Here is a 15,936-nt window from a genome sequence, read left to right as displayed (position 1 = left end):
ATTCTGCACATGTGGCGACCTTGGACGTACGACCCCGGCTGATCGACGCACTGTCCGTTCTGCGCGACCGCGTCGACGCCGCACGCTTTCCACTGCCACTTCGGGGCGCTGCCCGGGCCCGGCGCAACCGGGCCGAGCTCCTCGCCCAACTCGACGACTATGTGATTCCCCGCCTGCGCTCCCCTCAGGCCCCACTGCTCGCAGTGATCGGCGGATCGACCGGGGCGGGCAAGTCCACGCTGGTGAATTCGCTGGTGGGGCGGCGGATCTCGGCGGCGGGGGTGTTGCGGCCGACGACGCGTACACCGGTGCTGGTCTGTCATCCCGATGATCTCCACTGGTTCGCCGGACCACGTGTCCTGCCGCAGCTCGCCCGGGTGTGGGTCCCTGAGCAGGACGACGGCGGTGAGAGCGAGTACGCGGCGGGTGACGGCCTGGGCCGGGGTGACTACGGGGTGCACGGCGTGGGCGGGGTGGCGCCCGGCGGTGCGCGCGGGGCGGCCGGCGGGCAGGGAGTGCGGGTGGCCCATGGGTCCCGTACGGCGCATGGCCCGGGGCCGCGGCGGGAGGAACAGGAGCGTGGTGAGCAGGGCGCGGCGTATGGCTATGGCTATGCGGTCGGGGGGCGGGAGGCCGGTGTCGGTGCGGGCGGTGATGGCTACGGGACCGAAGACGGTGCGGCGTACGACGGTGTGGGGGGTGGCAGCGGCGTAGGCCTGGGCGGCGGCCCGGGTGCGGGCGCGGCGGGGAGCGGCGGCGAGCCGGGGTTGCTCACGGTGCGGATCGAGACGGATCGGGCGCTGCCCAGTGGGCTGGCGTTGCTGGATGCCCCGGACATCGATTCGCTGGTCGCGCGGAACCGGGAGCTGGCCGCGGAGCTGATCTGTGCGGCGGATGTATGGGTGCTGGTCACGACGGCTGCCCGGTACGCGGATGCGGTGCCCTGGCATCTGCTGCGTACGGCCAAGGAGTACGACGTCACGCTGGTGACCGTGCTGGACCGGGTGCCGCATCAGATCGCCACGGACATTTCCGGGCGGTACGCGGAACTTCTCCAGCGGGCCGGTCTCGGCCACGTCCCGCGGTTCACCATTCCCGAGCTGCCCGAGTCGGCCGGCGGCGGGAGCGGGCTGCTGCCCGCCACGGCCGTGGCGGCGCTGCGGGACTGGCTGGAGCGGCATGCCCAGGACCCCGTGGCCCGCGCCGCCGCCGCGGACCGAACGGCCGCCGGGGTGATCGCTTCGCTGCGCAGCCGGCTGCCCGCGCTGGCCGGGGCCGCCGCCGCTCAGCACGCCGCGGCGCTGCGGCTGGCCGGCCGGGTCGAGGAGGCGTACGAGCGTGCCGCGGAGCGGGTACGGCAGGAGGTCGCGGCGGGTGAGGTGCTGTCCGGGGACGCACGGGCCCACTGGCGTGACCATGGGCTCGACGGCCACTCGGACGAGCTGCTCGACGCGCTGACCCATGGGCTCACCTCGCTGCTGACCTGCGCCGTGGAGGAGGCCGACGAGCGGGCCGCGGAAGCCTGGCGGCGCGATCCCGCGGCGGCCGAGGTCTCGCTGTCGTCCGCCGCGGGCGCGGGCGGACGGCTCGGCGTGATCGTCCGGCGCTGGCGGCGCTGTCTGGAGGAGCTGGCCGAGGAGGAGACCCGTGAGGCGCGAGCCGGGCAGGCCGGTGAACGGGCGGGGTCGGTGGAGCCGGAGGAGTCGGCGGCGCTGTTGGCCACCGCCCTGCTCGGCGGTCGCCGGGCCCGTACGGCGGGCGAGAACCTCGCCGATCTCTTGGGGGCCCAGACCGCGCTGCGGCTCTGTGAGCGGGGTGCCCGGCTGTTGGCCACGTACGTGGAGCGCGCCCTGGACGGTGAGCGCGAGCGACGGCTGGCACCGCTGGACCAGCTCACCGTGCCACTGGACCAACAGGCGGAGCTGATCGCCGCGCTGTCCGTATTGCAGCGGGAGAAACAGGAGGAGCCGGCGAAGCGGAAGCAGAAGCAGAAGCGGAACGAGGACGAGCGGCAGAGAGCGATGGAGAAGGAGGAGGTGTCGGGGTGAGCGTTTCCGAGGTGGCTGCTGGTTCCGGGGAGGGTGTGGGGAAGGGGCGTGAAGCGGGGGGTGGGGAGGCCGGTGAGAGGCCGGTGGTGTGTGTGACGTCGGCGGAGGGCGTGATGTCGGCGGTGTGTGAGGTGCCGGTGGGGTCCGTAGGACTTGCGGAGGACGGAGGGGCCGGGGAGCTCGTGGAGCCCGTGGGGGAGCGGGAGACGGACGTGGGGGCGGAGTCGGTCGTACGGGCGGTGGTGGCGGGTGGGGCGTGGGACGACGGGTTGATTGCGCGGCGGGCGCGGGGCGGGGGTGTGCCACGGTCGGTGGTGCGGCAGGCAGTGGGCGAGGAGCGGGCGGCGACGCCTGTGGTGACGGGTGTGGCGTCGGGCGGGGCCCACGTCGGGTCAGGCGCGCGGGCGTACGGCGCGTCACGTGCCGACTCCCGTGGTGAGGCGATGATTCCGCCGCGTTCGCCGGCGGGTGCGGGCGGGAGCGGGGGCGCGTACCGGTGGGTCGCGGACGGCGGGCGCCGGGGCGTGGGAGGCGGGCTGCGCGGACGGCTGGATGCCTTGCGCGAGTTGATCGCGCTGTCCCGGACCCGGCTGGACGGGCGGGCCCTGGAGGGAGCCGGGCGGGTGCTGGAGACGGCCGACGAGCGCTACCGGCTGTCCGGTGAGCACACCGTCGTCGCCATCGCGGGGGCGACCGGCAGCGGTAAGTCGTCGCTGTTCAACGCGCTGGCCGGGGCGAACCGTTCACAGGCCGGGCCGCGGCGGCCGACGACCGCGGAGCCGGTGGCCTGTGTCTGGCCGGGCAGCCGGGAGGGCGCTGAGGGGCTGCTGCACCGGCTGGGCGTGCCCGCGCACCGGCGGCACGCACCGGCGGACGGCAGCTCCGAACTGCACGGACTCATCCTGATCGACCTGCCCGACCACGACTCCTCGGCCACCGAGCACCGCGCTCAGGTGGACCGGATGCTGGAGCTGGTGGACGCGGTGATCTGGGTGGTGGATCCGGAGAAGTACGCGGATGCGGTGCTGCACGAGCGGTATCTGCGGCCGTTGGCGGGCTACGCCGAGGTCATGTTCGTCGTCCTCAACCAGGTGGACCGGCTGCCCGGGGACGCCGCCGACCAGGTGGTGGACGATCTGCGCCGGCTGCTGGACGAGGACGGGCTGGCGCTCGGCGAGCACGGGGAGCCCGGGGCGGCGGTGCTCGCGCTGTCCGCCGCGACGGGCAGGGGGGTGGGCGAACTGCGGGAGGCGCTCGGCCAGTTCGTCGTGGAGCGGGGCGCGGCGGACCGGCGGCTGGCGGCGGATGTGGATGCGGCGGCCGAGCGGTTGCGGTCGGTCTATGTGGCGCAGAGCCCGGTCGGGCTGACCGAAGGGGCCCGGGCGGAGTTCGACGACCGGCTGGCGGAGGCGGTCGGGGCGGTGGCCACCGGGCGTACGGCGGAGCGCGATTGGCTGCGGTATGCGGAGCGGGCGTGCGGGTCACCGTGGGCGCGGATGCGGGGGTGGCGGGGGAGCCGGTGGGGGACCCGCGGCTCCGGGGTGGAGACGACGGGCACCGGGGCGTTCGGGGGAGAGCCGACGGGCGCCCGGAGGACGGATGGTGGACGGGCCGGTGCGCGGCGGGCCCGTACGGGGCGGACGGGAGCGGGACGGGGCGACGGCGGACGGGCCGCCACGGGACAGTTCTGCGCGGGACGCGGCGAGGCAGGGCGGACCACAGGTACGGGGCGGACCACTGGTACCGGCAGGACCACCGGTACCGGCGGGACCGATGCGGGGAGGGCCGGTACTGGTCAGTCCGGTGCCGTTCAGTCCAGTGCCGGTCGGGCCGCTCCGTGGCGCGGCGGCCTGCGGCGGAGTTTTGCCGGGCGGCAGGGGGTGTCCGGGCATCTGCCGCCGGTCGGTACCGGGGCCGGTGAGGGAGGTGGGCCGGCGGTCGACGGACGGGCGGCGGCGCGGCCCGTGGTGGAGCAGGCCGTACGCACCGTGGCCGGTGAGGCGGCGCACGGCTTGCCGGCGCCCTGGGCCCAGGCGGTGCGGGAGGCGGCGGACCGGGGCGCCTACGGGCTGCCGGAGGCGTTGGACAAGGTGGCCGCGGATGCCGAGGAGCCGCTGCGGGGCGGGCCGGCCGTGAAACCGCGGTGGTGGACGGTTGCCGCCTGGCTGCAGGGGCTGCTGTCCGTACTCCAAGTCGTCGGTTTGCTCTGGTTGCTGGCGGCGGTCACGGGCGCGGGCGACGCGGCGGGTTGGGTCTCCGGGCTGCTGCCGGCCCTTCTCGGTTCGGTGGGCGGGCCGGCGCTGGCGTGGCTGTGCCGGGTGGTGGCACGCGGCCCGGCCAGGCGCTACGGGCAGGACGCCGAGCGGCGGCTGCGGAGTGCGGCGGCCGGGTGCGGACGGGCGCGCGTCCTGGAACCGGTCGCCGCCGAGCTGTTGCGCTATCGCGAGGTACGGGAGCAGTACGCGGTGGCGTCGGGCTCCTGACGGGTGGGCGCGTGACGGCGGATTCCCTCTCCCGGGTGGCCGGGTTGTCCACAGCCGGCCACCCGTCCACAAGCCGCCGCGGCGCCCGCCGCAGCCGTGCAGCATGAGGTCAACGCAGCGCGAGCGGCACAGGACGGGAGCGAGCGCATGACGCGGGGGAGGCATGTTCCGTGCACGACACGATGGTGACGCTGGTGGGGAATGCCGCGACAGCGGTGGAGCACCGGCAGACGACGGCGGGGGTGACGGTGGCGAGGTTCCGGCTGGCCGCGACGTCCCGTCGGTGGGACAGGGCGCAGGAGCGGTGGACCGACGGGGGGACGAGTTTCTATACGGTCCGGTCGTGGCGTGCGCTCGCCGACAATGTCGCGGCCTCGGTGGCGGTGGGGGAACCGCTCGTCGTCCAGGGGCGCTTGCGGCTGCGGGAAGGGGAGCAGTCTCCTGAACGGGGCGGGCAGCGCTGGTTCTCGGCGGAGGTCGACGCCGTCGCGATCGGCCACGATCTCGCGCGCGGCACCGCCGCGTTCCGGAGAGCCGCCCGGCCGGCGCGTACGGAAGCGGACCACGGACCGTCCCCGTCACCGCACCCCTCACGACCGTCGCGACAAGGGGGACCGGAACAACAAGAGGCCGGGGAGGGGATGTTGCCCGCCGGCCGGACACCGCCGAGCGCCGTCGGGTCGCAGACAACACGGGAAGCGCCGCCGGCCGGGACGCCACCCACACCTGCTGAGCCACCCACACCTGCGGAGGTACCCACACAGGCCCGGGTTCCGACGCCCGCGGAGGCGTCGGAACAGGCTGGGCTGCGGACCCCTGCCAAGAGGTCGGCCGGCGCCAAGAGAACGGCGACCGCCGCGATTTCGCCACCGGCCGAGCCCCTGGACGCCGCCATTCCGCCGACCTCACGGGCAACCCATTCGCCCCGGAAGGCCGCTGTGTCCTGAAACATCCCGGGGATTTGTCGATAATGCCAGGTCAGGGTGCCCGCTGCCGGTAACGATTACGATTCGGATCGCTTATGGGATGCCATTACTGGGGACCCTGATGCACCTGCTCCATAAGATCCGACAAGTACTCACGGGGGCTGACCTGTTCGGCTGTTGAGTTCTTGGGATCTTTCCGGCGAGGCATCCTCTCCCACTCTCCCGCCTCGCCCAGAGGGGAATTTCATGCTTTCGATGAAGAGGCGGGGCGCAGCTCGCCTTGCCGCCGCGGTCTTGGCCTCGGGCCTGGTCGCGGCGGGTGCGATAGCCACCGCGGGAACTGCCGCGGCGGACGAGACCACCCCCACGCATGGGGGTGCCACCGCCACGCTGGGCGGTCTGAAGACCTTCGACCAGGCGGTCGTGCACAACGACGGAGGGGACCAGCGCGTAGGCGCCGGCCTCTTCGAGATGGCGGTCGACAACGGCGGCACGCTCCAGACGTACTGCATCGACATCCACAACCCGACGCAGCAACAGGCGAAGTACCAGGAAGTGCCCTGGAGCGCCTCGTCGCTGCACAACAACGGGGACGCGGGCAAGATCCGTTGGATTCTGCAGAACTCGTACCCGCAGGTGAACGACCTGGCCGCGCTCGCCTCCAAGTCGGGCGCCGGTAACCTCACCGAGAAGACCGCCGCGGCCGGTACCCAGGTCGCGATCTGGCGCTTCTCCGACCACGCCAAGGTGGACGCGGTCGACCCGGCGGCCGAGAAGCTCGCCGCGTACCTGGAGAAGAACGCGCAGAACGTCGGCGAGCCCAAGGCGTCGCTGACGCTGGACCCGCCGGCTGTCTCCGGCAAGTCCGGCAGCAAGCTCGGCCCGGTCACCGTGCACACCAACGCCGACAGCGTCACGGTCTCCCCGGCCGCCGGTGTGCCGGCCGGTGTGAAGGTCGTCGGCAAGGACGGCAAGCCGGTCACCAGCGCCGCCGACGGCACCCAGCTGTTCTTCGACGTGCCCAAGGGCGCCGCCGACGGCAGCACCTCGCTGACCGCGCAGGCCGCCACCAAGGTCCCGGTCGGCCGTGCCTTCACCGGCATCGGTGAGCACGCCAAGAGCCAGACCCAGATCCTGGCCGGCTCCAGCGAGTCCACGGTCTCCGCGGCCGCCACGGTCTCCTGGAAGAAGCAGGGTGCCATCCCGGCGATCACCGCCGAGAAGAACTGCGCCAAGGGCGGCGTGGATGTCACGGCGGCCAACAAGGGCGATGAGGCCTTCCGCTTCCAGCTCTCCGGCAAGGACTACGAGATCGCCCCGGGCAAGTCGCAGACCGTGACCGTCCCGGTGGCCGAGGACCAGCCGTACAACATCACGATCAAGGGTGAGGGCGGCTTCAAGAAGACCTTCTCCGGGGTCCTGGACTGCAAGACCGCCGGCAGCGGCGGCGGCAAGCCCTCCAGCCAGCCCAGCCCGGCCTCGGTCGGCGGCAGCACGGGCGGCGACAAGGGCGGCGACCTCGCCGAGACCGGTTCCAGCAACGCCACCCCGATGATCGCGGGCGTCGCGGTTGTCCTCGTCGTGGTCGGCGGCGGCGCGGTGTTCTTCCTCCGCAAGAAGAAGGCCGGCACCCCCGCCCAGTGACACCGGGCACCCGGCGGAACCCGGCGTCCGGTGATACCTGGCCGGAGCCGGTGAGACCCGGCGCGCAGTGAATATCGGCGGCCGCTCGGTGACCTCACGGTGAGCGGGCGGCAGTCGATCGAGTAACCCAAGGCCCCGGAGCGCAGCGACGCTCCGGGGCCGCTGGCGTCCGCCGCCTCGGCGCCGCTCCTTCCCCCGGGGGAAGGAGCGGCCCAGGGGGCGGACGGCGGACAAAGAAGAAAGGCCCGCCCGCCGGCGACCGACGCTGACGGAGGGCGACCGAGCGGACACCGTGTCGTAGCAGGTCAGTGCTGAGCAGGGGCGCTCTGACCTACTCGTTTCCGCCAGAGCGCAGCCGTACGGCAAGATGGGGTGTATCTGCCCTCCCTCGGTCACGGCGCACAATGGCCCGGGGGCGGTGCCGCACAGACCCTGATCGATCCAATCTGCCGGACGGTTTCTCTTGGCTGAGTACATCTACACGATGCGCAAGGCGCGCAAGGCGCACGGCGACAAGGTCATCCTCGATGACGTGACGCTGAGCTTCCTGCCCGGCGCAAAGATCGGTGTCGTGGGTCCCAACGGCGCCGGTAAGTCCACGGTGCTGAAGATCATGGCTGGTCTTGAGCAGCCGTCGAACGGTGACGCGTTCATCTCCCCGGGCTACACCGTCGGCATGCTCCTGCAGGAGCCGCCGCTGGACGAGTCCAAGACGGTGCTGCAGAACGTGCAGGACGGCGCCGCCGAGATCATGGGCAAGCTCCACCGCTTCAACGAGGTCGCCGAGCTCATGGCGACCGACTACTCCGACGCGCTGATGGAGGAGATGGGCAAGCTCCAGGAGGACCTCGACCACGCCAACGCGTGGGACCTGGACACCCAGCTCGAGCAGGCCATGGACGCGCTCGGCTGCCCGCCCGGCGACTGGCCGGTCACCACCCTCTCCGGTGGTGAGCGCCGCCGCGTCGCGCTGTGCAAGCTGCTGCTGGAGTCCCCCGACCTGCTGCTGCTCGACGAGCCCACCAACCACCTGGACGCCGAGTCCGTGCAGTGGCTGGAGCAGCACCTCGCCAAGTACCCCGGCACCGTCGTCGCCGTCACCCACGACCGGTACTTCCTCGACCACGTCGCCCAGTGGATCTGCGAGGTCGACCGCGGCCGCCTGCACCCCTACGAGGGCAACTACTCCACGTACCTCGACAAGAAGGCTTCCCGCCTCAAGGTCGAGGGCCAGAAGGACGCCAAGCGTGCCAAGCGTCTGAAGGACGAGCTGGAGTGGGTCCGCTCCAACGCCAAGGGGCGGCAGGCCAAGTCCAAGTCGCGCCTTGCCCGTTACGAGGAAATGGCCGCCGAGGCCGACAAGATGCGGAAGCTGGACTTCGAGGAGATCCAGATCCCGCCGGGCCCGCGCCTGGGCAGTGTCGTCGTCGAGGTCGACAAGCTCAACAAGGCCTTCGGCGAGAAGGTCCTGATCGAGAACCTGAGCTTCACGCTGCCGCGTAACGGCATCGTCGGCGTCATCGGCCCGAACGGCGCCGGCAAGACCACGCTGTTCAAGATGCTCCAGGGCCTGGAGACCCCCGACTCCGGCGACATCAAGGTCGGCGAGACCGTCAAGATCTCCTACGTCGACCAGAGCCGAGAGAACATCGACCCCAAGAAGACCCTGTGGGCCGTGGTCTCCGACGAGCTGGACTACATCAACGTCGGCCAGGTCGAGATGCCCTCGCGCGCCTACGTGAGCGCCTTCGGCTTCAAGGGCCCGGACCAGCAGAAGCCGGCCGGTGTGCTCTCCGGCGGTGAGCGCAACCGCCTCAACCTGGCGCTCACCCTCAAGCAGGGCGGCAACCTGCTGCTCCTCGACGAGCCGACCAACGACCTCGACGTCGAGACCCTGTCCTCGCTGGAGAACGCGCTCCTGGAGTTCCCGGGCTGCGCCGTGGTCGTCTCCCACGACCGCTGGTTCCTCGACCGCGTCGCCACCCACATCCTGGCGTACGAGGGCGAATCCAGGTGGTTCTGGTTCGAGGGCAACTTCGATTCGTACGAGAAGAACAAGGTCGAGCGCCTCGGTGCGGATGCGGCCCGCCCGCACCGCGCCACGTACAAGAAGCTCACCCGGGGCTGACCGGCATGCGTCACCTCTACTCCTGCCCCCTGCGCTGGTCGGACATGGATGCGTTCGGCCATGTCAACAACGCGGTGTTCGTCCGTTACCTCGAGGAGGCGCGGATCGACTTCATGCGTGGTCTGGCGCCCGGGGACGGCAGCCCGTCGTTCACGGGCGGCTCGGTCGTCGCCCGGCACGAGATCGACTATGTGCGGCCGTTGGTGCACCGGCCCGCCCCGGTGACCATCGAGTTGTGGGTGACGAAGATCAGCGCGGCGTCGATGACGGTCGGCTACGAGGTCAAGGACGAGGACACCCTCTACCTGCGGGCCTCGACCGTCGTCGTCCCGTTCAACTTCGCCGAGGAGCGCCCCCGCCGCATCACCGCGGAGGAGAAGGCGATCCTCAAGGAGTATCTGGCGGACGCGTCGCACCAGGAGGGGGCCGTCGCGGTATGACGGCGCTGCAACTGGCCGACGCGGGGGAGGCGGCGGACCTCGCCGCCTTCCTCGCCCGGCTGATCCACTACGACAAGGCCGCCGCGGTACGCCTCCAGGCCGGCGGCGGCGTGCTCGCCGTCTTCGGCCGCCCGCCGTCCTTCGAGGTGCTGGCGATCCGCACCGCCCGGCTCGCCGACGACACCGCCCTGGACCGGACGGTCTCCGCCGGTGAACTCCTCGAAGGCATCGCGGAGTCGGCGGACGAGCTGACCGTGCCCGCCTCCGTCACCGGCCCGCCGTGGACCGGGCTGCTGCCCCCGCGCGGCGGCTGGCAGCGGGTGCCGGGACTGCCCGCGCCCGAGCAGCTGGTGCGTGCGGTGGCCGCCGCGGTCGCCGAATTCCGCGCCCGGGACGAGGCGTCGCCGCCGCAGCACCGCACCCGCAGCGAACGGGACCGTATCGGCCGGGAGATCTGGTCGCGCACCCTCGGCGACACCCCTCTTCCGCTGCGCGCCGCCCATGCCGCGCAGTCGCTGGGCTTTCTGCGGCCGGTGCGGGCCGGTGCGCTCGTGGGGGGCGGTACGGCTCCCGGAGCCGCCGGCCGTGCACCGCAGCCCCAGCCGCTGAGCCTGCTGTCCGCGGGCGGCTGGCTGCGGTTGAGCACCCCGTACGGGTCGATCGCCGTACGGACCGGGGGCCCGGCAGGGCTGACCGGGCTGTCGGGGCTCACGGTGACGCCCGCCTGACGAGGCGGTTGCCGCAGGACGTGGGTGCACCGTGCCGGGCTGCGGCCCGGCGACCGTGCCGCCGGGTCGCTCCGCGCGAAGACGGGCCGCTCTCTCCGGAAGGGCCGTCGCCCGCTGCCGGGTGAGCTGGAACGGGCCTCGGCCGGACCGGTTCCGTACGGAGGCCGGCCCGGTGTGACGCGTTTCTCAGTCCGCGGCGTTGATCATCGTGGCGGCCGCGTACGTGAGGTAGTCCCACAGCTGCGTCTCGTGTGCCTCGGACAGGCCGAGGGAGTCCACCGCGTCCCGCATGTGGCGCAGCCACGCGTCGTGGGCGGCCCGGTCGACGGTGAAGGGGGCGTGCCGCATCCGCAGCCGGGGGTGTCCGCGCCCGTCGCTGTACGTACGGGGGCCGCCCCAGTACTGCATGAGGAAGAGCGCGAGCCGCTCCTCGGCAGGGCCCAGGTCCTCCTCCGGGTACATCGGCCGCAGCAGCGGGTCCTCGGCGACTCCCTGGTAGAAGCGGTGCACCAGGCGCCGGAAGGTCTCCTCGCCACCGACCTGTTCGTAGAAGGTCTGCTCCTCAAGCGTGCCGCGTGGAATCTTGTTCACCCGTCCATGGTGGCAGACGTCCCGGCCGAGGACTTCGGTCGTAGGACGGAGAGGCCGGCGACGGCCGGAAATGCGGCCGGGGCGTGACCGGTTGATCACGCCCCCGGGGCCGCTTCGCGGTCGGTGGCCGGTCAGCCGCGGCGGACGGTCATCGTCGTCCACGCACCGACATGCACCCGGTCGCCCTCATGGAGCGGTACCGGCACATACGGCTGGATGGGGTCCTCGGCGAGGTTGACCGTCGTGCCGTTGGTCGAGTTCTGGTCCACCACTGCCCAGCTGCCGTCCTGCTGCTGCACCAGCAGCGCATGCTGGTGCGAGACGCCCGGGTCCTCCGGCGCGCTGCCCAGATCGACGTCCGGGGCCTCGCCGGTGCTGTTCCGGCGACGGCCGACCGCGATCTGGCCGTTGGCGAGCGGGAGTACCTGCTCGGGGGAGTACGAGGGCAGATTGAGCCCCGCCGCCTCCGGGCCGCTGCGGCCCATCATCGCCATGAAGTACTCGCGGTCCGGCGCGATCGCCACCACCCAGCCGTTGCCGACGACCGGCGGCGGACCCTGCGGCGGCGCCGCGGGCCCCTGGCCGGGGCCGCCGTTCCACTGCTGGTCCGGTCCGGGCTGCTGCTGCGGCGGCATCTGCTGCTCGTACGGAGCCTGCGGCATCTGCTGTTCGTACGGAGCCTGCGGCTGCTGCTGTTCGTACGGAGCCTGCGGCTGCTGCGGCGGGAACGGTGCGGGCTGCTGCTGCTCGTACGGGGCCTGCGGGCCCGGTCCGGGCGGCGCGGGTGCCATCGGCGGGGGGCCGGCCTGGGCGCTCGGCGGATTCAGCGTCCAGTCGTCGCCGCCCTGCTGCTGCGGCGGCGGGCCGGGCTGACCGGCCGGGCCGGGGCCGGGCATGCCGGGGGGCGGGCCGGGGAAGCCGCCGGGTCCCTGGTCAGGGAAGCCGCCGGGTCCCTGGTCAGGGAAGCCGCCGGGTCCCTGGAAGGCGCCGGGTCCCTGGTCAGGAAAGCCGCCGGGCCCCTGGTCGGGAAAGCCGCCGGGGCCGGGCTGACCGGGACCACCGGGGGGCATGCCGTGCTGCTGCGGGGGCTGGGGCTGCTGCGGCGGTGGGAAGCCGTAGCCTTCCTGGCCGCCCTGCGGGCCCGGTGCCGGCGGCGGGAAGCCGTAGCCGCCCTGGCCGCCCTGCGGTCCCGGCTGCCCGCCGGGCGGCGGGGCGTAGGACGTCGGGGAGTTGGTGAGGAAGTTGTAGCGGCACGCCTCACAGAACGGCGCCATCGCCTCACGCGGAGTACCGCACTGCGGGCACGTCTCGGGCTGCTGACCGGGCTGACCGGGTCCACCCTGGGGGCCGGGTGCGGGCGGTGGGAAGCCATACCCGCCGTGGCCGCCCTGGGGGCCGGGGCCGGGAGCGCCGGGGCCGGGTCCGCCCTGGGGGCCGGGTGCGGGCGGCGGGAAGCCGTACCCGCCCTGGCCGCTCTGGGGGTCGGGGCCGGGTGCGGGGGGCGGGAAGCCATAGCCGCCCTGACCGCCATGGCCGTCCTGACCGCCGGGGCCGGGGCCACCGAAGCCGGGGCCGGGACCACCGGGCGGCGGACCGGGCTGTCCGGGCGGGGGACCCGGCTGCCCTGGAGGCGGGCCGGGCTGCCCCGGGGGCGGGCCGGGCTGGCCGGGCGGCGGCGTGTTCAGAAAACCTGCAGGCAGGGAGGGCGGCGGGGGGACAGCGCCCGCCATCCGCTGGCCGCACACCTCGCACCAGTCTTCGGCCACCGACTGGTGGCCGCTCGGGCAGGTCGGCATGTCGGTTCTTCCCCCTCCGTACCGATTTGCTTCGGTGGTACTGCTCGGTACTGATCGTGGCTATTTCTTCACGCGAACGGTCTTCGTCGAGCGGGTCTCAAGAGTCATCTCGTCCGCTTCGGCGACCTTCGCCTTCAGTCGCACAGTACCGGTCGTCGCATCGACGACGTCCACCACCTTCGCAAGCAGTTTCGCAGTCTCCTCGTTCCCCGAGGCACCGGCGAGCTGTACCGCACGGCCCAGTTTCGCCGTGGCACTGTCGATATCGCCCGACTTGCGCGCATCCAGCCCCTGTTGGATGGCGTGTGCCAGTTCCGCCTGTCCTGTGTAGTGCGCGACCTGCGGATTGATCGATGTGGAGACGGTCACATCATCCGTCCACACGGCCCGTACGAGCCCCTGTGACAGGGGCTGCGGCGGGGTGGCGGGCGAGGCGAGGCCGTCCGGCGCGGAGGTGATCAACGAGACGCGGCCGGCCAGCATTTCCTGGCCGACGGCGGCGGCCGGGACCCGCAGGCACAGGTGGTAGTCGCGGAACTCGTCGCCCCAGGAGCCGGTCGGATAGTCCCCCGACCGCGGACCGGAGTCCCTGCGCCGGCCCGTCAAGTCCTCCACGGTGGGTGCCACTTGCTTGACGAAGACGGTCTCGGCGCCCAGCGGGGTCCACAGCCGCAGAGCGACATCGGCGATCTCCTTGCCCATCGCCTTCTCCATCATCTGTGTGAAGTCGGCGGCGAGGCCGGCCGGATCGGCGACGATATCGGCGGTGCCGAGCAGCGCCGAGGCGATGCCGGTGACCTCCTTGACGTCCCAGTCCGTGCCGACGCCGCGGGCGTCGCAGGTGAAGGAGCCGAAGCAGGCGTCCAGGGCGGCGCGCAGCTCCTGCGGCGACTCGTGTTCATTGCGGCCGTCGGTGAGCAGGACGGCGTGCCGGATGCCGGCCTCGGCGGACGACAGTAGCCGGTCGGTCAGCCGCAGCCAGGTCCCGATGGCGGTGCCACCGACGGCGCTCAGCTTCCGCAGCGCATCCTTTGCCTGCGCACGGGTGGCCGCACCGGCCACGGCCAGCCGGCCGCCGCCGGGGAAGATCTCGGCGGCCCGGTGCGTTCCGGCCACCACGGCGAAGCCGACACCGTCGCGCACGGTGTCGATGGCGGCGGCCGTCGCCTCACGGGCGCCGCGCATCTTCGTCGGCGGATGATCCATCGATCCGGAGCAGTCCACCATGATCACCACGCCGGCGTCCGGCCCGCCGGTGCCCGCCGCGGTGACCGGCCGGCCCCCGGTCGTGCCGCCCCCGGTCGCGGTGACCGTGACGATGGCGTGCACCTCGCGCCCGCCCTCGGGCAGGTACGGGTTCTGGTACACCTCGGCGGAGAAACGTGGCACACGGGACTTGGTGAAGTTGGCCATCCGTTCCGCTCCTTGAGACGCCGTAACCGGTCGATCGGTGCCGTGCCGTGCCGCGTCGTACGTGGTGCGTCGTGCGTGATGCGCGCCGTGCATGGCTCGTGGTGCGCGGCGCTTCGTCCCTCGTGCGTGCGGCCTCGTACGTGGCGTGGGGCGCGCCGCAACGCACAGCCGGCGCGCCCTGCCTGGCCGGTGGTGCCTCTGCCGGGCGCCTCACCGGCGCCCGACTCGTTCGGTTTTGAGCTGGTCAGGCCGATTCTGCCCGCACCGCGGGTGCGGGGAACGGCACCAGCGCCACCGTTACGTTGTCGTGCCCGCCGCCGTCGAGGGCGTGGGTGACCAGCGTGCGGGCGCCGCTCAGGGGCCGGCTGGGAGCGTCGTACGGCAGCGCCGCGGCCATCTGCTCCGCGGACTCCGCGTAGTTCCACAGCCCGTCGGTGCACACCACCACGACACCGGGCCCGTCCGGCTTGAACGTGGCGGTGTGCGGCTCGATCTCGTAGGCGTCGGCGCCGAGCCAGCCCGTGATGGCGTGCGCACGCTCGTCGGCATTCGCCTCGGCCTCGGACATCAGGTTGTTGGCGACCATCTGGGCGGCCCAGGAGTCGTCCTCGGTGAGCCGGGCGGGCGGTGCCGAACGGTCGTTGGGGATCCAGTAGGCGCGGCTGTCGCCGACCCAGCCGACGGTCAGCAGCCCGCCGCCGACCACCGCACCGACGAAGGTGCAGGCCGGGGCGTTCTGCCGGCGGTGCTCGTCATGCGCCGAGGAGGGGTCGGCGGCCAGCGCGTCGACCGCCGAGGAGGCCACCAGGATGGCGTCGTGCATGGCCTGTTGGGGGTGCGTACCGCGCGGCAGCGACGCGAGCAGCGCCTCCCCGGCGGCCTCGGACGCCGCCGTGGACGCCTCGTCCGGGCGGGTCGCCGAGGAGACACCGTCACAGACCACCGCGACCACGGCGGGGGTGCCGTCCGGGAGGGCGGCGGCCCGGAGCGCGAAGAAGTCCTCGTTGCGGTGGTGCCGGTGGCCCCGGTCGCTGACCGCCGCGATGCCCGCCAACTCGCTTTCCATGTGGTCACGTCCGCAGGGCTGGGCGTGGCCGCAGCGCTCGCAGTAGCCGTCCGCCCCCACGGCACCGGACCGGCAGGCGGCACAGAGGGGGGTGCCCCGGGCGGGGGTGGCGGACGGCGCCCCGTCCGCGGCGGGCGCACCGGAGGGCGCGGCGGGCGTGCCGGGTTCCGTGTCCGGCGCAGCGGGGGCCGCGCCGGGCGCCCCCCGTTCCGCGCCCGGCGCACCGGACTCCGCGGCCGCCGCGTCGGCGACCGCCTCGTAGCCGACGACGCGCGGATCGGCGGCCGGCGGCGGGTCGGTCACCGCTGCGGGAGCGGGCACCGAGGGCGCACGGCCGGGCACCGTCGGGGCGTGGCCCGGCATCGGCGGTGCGCCCGCGTCCCCGTACGGGAGAAGGGACTGCGGGTCCGGAGGGGGCGGCGGTCCGGCCGGACCCGTCCCACCGGACACCGCGGGCGCGGGCGGCGGCCCGGCCGGAGCGGGCGGCACAGGGGGCGCCGGCGGCAGCGGCGGCAGGGGCGGTACGGCGGGGGCGCCGGCCGCGGGCGCGGCGCCGTACGCCGGCGGCGCGGCGGGCGCCAGGAGAGCGGCGCCGCACCGCCCGCAGAAGTTGTCTCCCGCATCCAGCGGTTCGTCACAGCCCGGACACCGGGACGGCCCAGTCACACCCATG

The 15,936-nt window shown here is 73.3% G+C and carries 11 protein-coding genes; 7 read left to right on the top strand and 4 right to left on the bottom strand.

From position 1 onward, the window contains the following. The first annotated feature begins 11 nt into the window (after positions 1–11). From ACGFWI_RS14020 to ACGFWI_RS13990, 7 genes are all read left to right on the top strand, one after another. The gene (locus ACGFWI_RS14020; RefSeq protein ID WP_393906207.1) at positions 12–2,048 is read left to right on the top strand and encodes an ATP-binding protein; all 2,037 of its coding nucleotides are present in this window, start codon (positions 12–14) and stop codon (positions 2,046–2,048) included. Between the two features lie 443 nt (positions 2,049–2,491). Next, complete coding sequence (locus tag ACGFWI_RS14015; protein WP_393906338.1) at positions 2,492–4,531, top strand: YfjP family GTPase; 2,040 nt, start codon at positions 2,492–2,494, stop codon at positions 4,529–4,531. Between the two features lie 182 nt (positions 4,532–4,713). Further along, complete coding sequence (locus tag ACGFWI_RS14010) at positions 4,714–5,478, top strand: single-stranded DNA-binding protein (RefSeq protein WP_393906337.1); 765 nt, start codon at positions 4,714–4,716, stop codon at positions 5,476–5,478. Between the two features lie 225 nt (positions 5,479–5,703). Continuing rightward, positions 5,704–7,101, top strand: a complete 1,398-nt coding sequence (locus tag ACGFWI_RS14005) for an LAETG motif-containing sortase-dependent surface protein (protein WP_393906206.1) — start codon at positions 5,704–5,706, stop codon at positions 7,099–7,101. A gap of 463 nt (positions 7,102–7,564) precedes the next feature. Beyond that, positions 7,565–9,229 carry an energy-dependent translational throttle protein EttA gene (gene ettA, locus ACGFWI_RS14000; RefSeq protein ID WP_393906205.1) on the top strand — a complete coding sequence of 555 codons (1,665 nt, stop codon included), beginning with the start codon at positions 7,565–7,567 and terminating at the stop codon, positions 9,227–9,229. Between the two features lie 5 nt (positions 9,230–9,234). Then, complete coding sequence (locus ACGFWI_RS13995) at positions 9,235–9,669, top strand: acyl-CoA thioesterase (protein WP_393906204.1); 435 nt, start codon at positions 9,235–9,237, stop codon at positions 9,667–9,669. After that, positions 9,666–10,397 carry a hypothetical protein gene (locus tag ACGFWI_RS13990; RefSeq protein WP_393906203.1) on the top strand — a complete coding sequence of 244 codons (732 nt, stop codon included), beginning with the start codon at positions 9,666–9,668 and terminating at the stop codon, positions 10,395–10,397. Before ACGFWI_RS13995 ends, ACGFWI_RS13990 begins: the two co-directional genes overlap by 4 nt. 186 nt (positions 10,398–10,583) lie before the next feature. On the opposite strand, the gene ACGFWI_RS13985 is transcribed toward ACGFWI_RS13990, so the two are convergent. From ACGFWI_RS13985 to ACGFWI_RS13970, 4 genes are all read right to left on the bottom strand, one after another. Then, positions 10,584–10,988 (bottom strand): globin, encoded by a 405-nt coding sequence (locus tag ACGFWI_RS13985; RefSeq protein WP_393906202.1) that lies wholly within the window; start codon positions 10,986–10,988, stop codon positions 10,584–10,586. A gap of 131 nt (positions 10,989–11,119) precedes the next feature. Then, positions 11,120–12,784 carry an FHA domain-containing protein gene (locus ACGFWI_RS13980; protein WP_393906201.1) on the bottom strand — a complete coding sequence of 555 codons (1,665 nt, stop codon included), beginning with the start codon at positions 12,782–12,784 and terminating at the stop codon, positions 11,120–11,122. Between the two features lie 60 nt (positions 12,785–12,844). After that, positions 12,845–14,197: a VWA domain-containing protein gene (locus ACGFWI_RS13975; RefSeq protein ID WP_393906200.1), complete on the bottom strand. Its 1,353-nt coding sequence runs from the start codon at positions 14,195–14,197 to the stop codon at positions 12,845–12,847. A 244-nt stretch (positions 14,198–14,441) separates the two neighbouring features. Further along, the gene (locus ACGFWI_RS13970) at positions 14,442–15,935 is read right to left on the bottom strand and encodes a protein phosphatase 2C domain-containing protein (protein WP_393906199.1); all 1,494 of its coding nucleotides are present in this window, start codon (positions 15,933–15,935) and stop codon (positions 14,442–14,444) included. Position 15,936 lies beyond the last annotated feature (1 nt).

Source organism: Streptomyces sp. NPDC048434 (genome assembly GCF_043200375.1).
Lineage (GTDB): Bacteria > Actinomycetota > Actinomycetes > Streptomycetales > Streptomycetaceae > Streptomyces.
This window is presented reverse-complemented; position numbering and strand designations above follow the sequence as displayed.

Bases quoted from the DNA above. Each gene is read 5' to 3' on its own strand.
- ACGFWI_RS14015 (WP_393906338.1), top strand. From the start codon at position 2,492: ATGATTCCGCCGCGTTCGCCGGCGGGTGCGGGCGGGAGCGGGGGCGCG.
- ACGFWI_RS14010 (WP_393906337.1), top strand. From the start codon at position 4,714: ATGGTGACGCTGGTGGGGAATGCCGCGACAGCGGTGGAGCACCGGCAG.
- ACGFWI_RS14005 (WP_393906206.1), top strand. From the start codon at position 5,704: ATGCTTTCGATGAAGAGGCGGGGCGCAGCTCGCCTTGCCGCCGCGGTC.
- ACGFWI_RS13995 (WP_393906204.1), top strand. From the start codon at position 9,235: ATGCGTCACCTCTACTCCTGCCCCCTGCGCTGGTCGGACATGGATGCG.
- ACGFWI_RS13990 (WP_393906203.1), top strand. From the start codon at position 9,666: ATGACGGCGCTGCAACTGGCCGACGCGGGGGAGGCGGCGGACCTCGCC.
- ACGFWI_RS13980 (WP_393906201.1), bottom strand. From the start codon at position 12,784: ATGCCGACCTGCCCGAGCGGCCACCAGTCGGTGGCCGAAGACTGGTGC.
- ACGFWI_RS13975 (WP_393906200.1), bottom strand. From the start codon at position 14,197: ATGGCCAACTTCACCAAGTCCCGTGTGCCACGTTTCTCCGCCGAGGTG.
- ACGFWI_RS13970 (WP_393906199.1), bottom strand. From the start codon at position 15,935: ATGGGTGTGACTGGGCCGTCCCGGTGTCCGGGCTGTGACGAACCGCTG.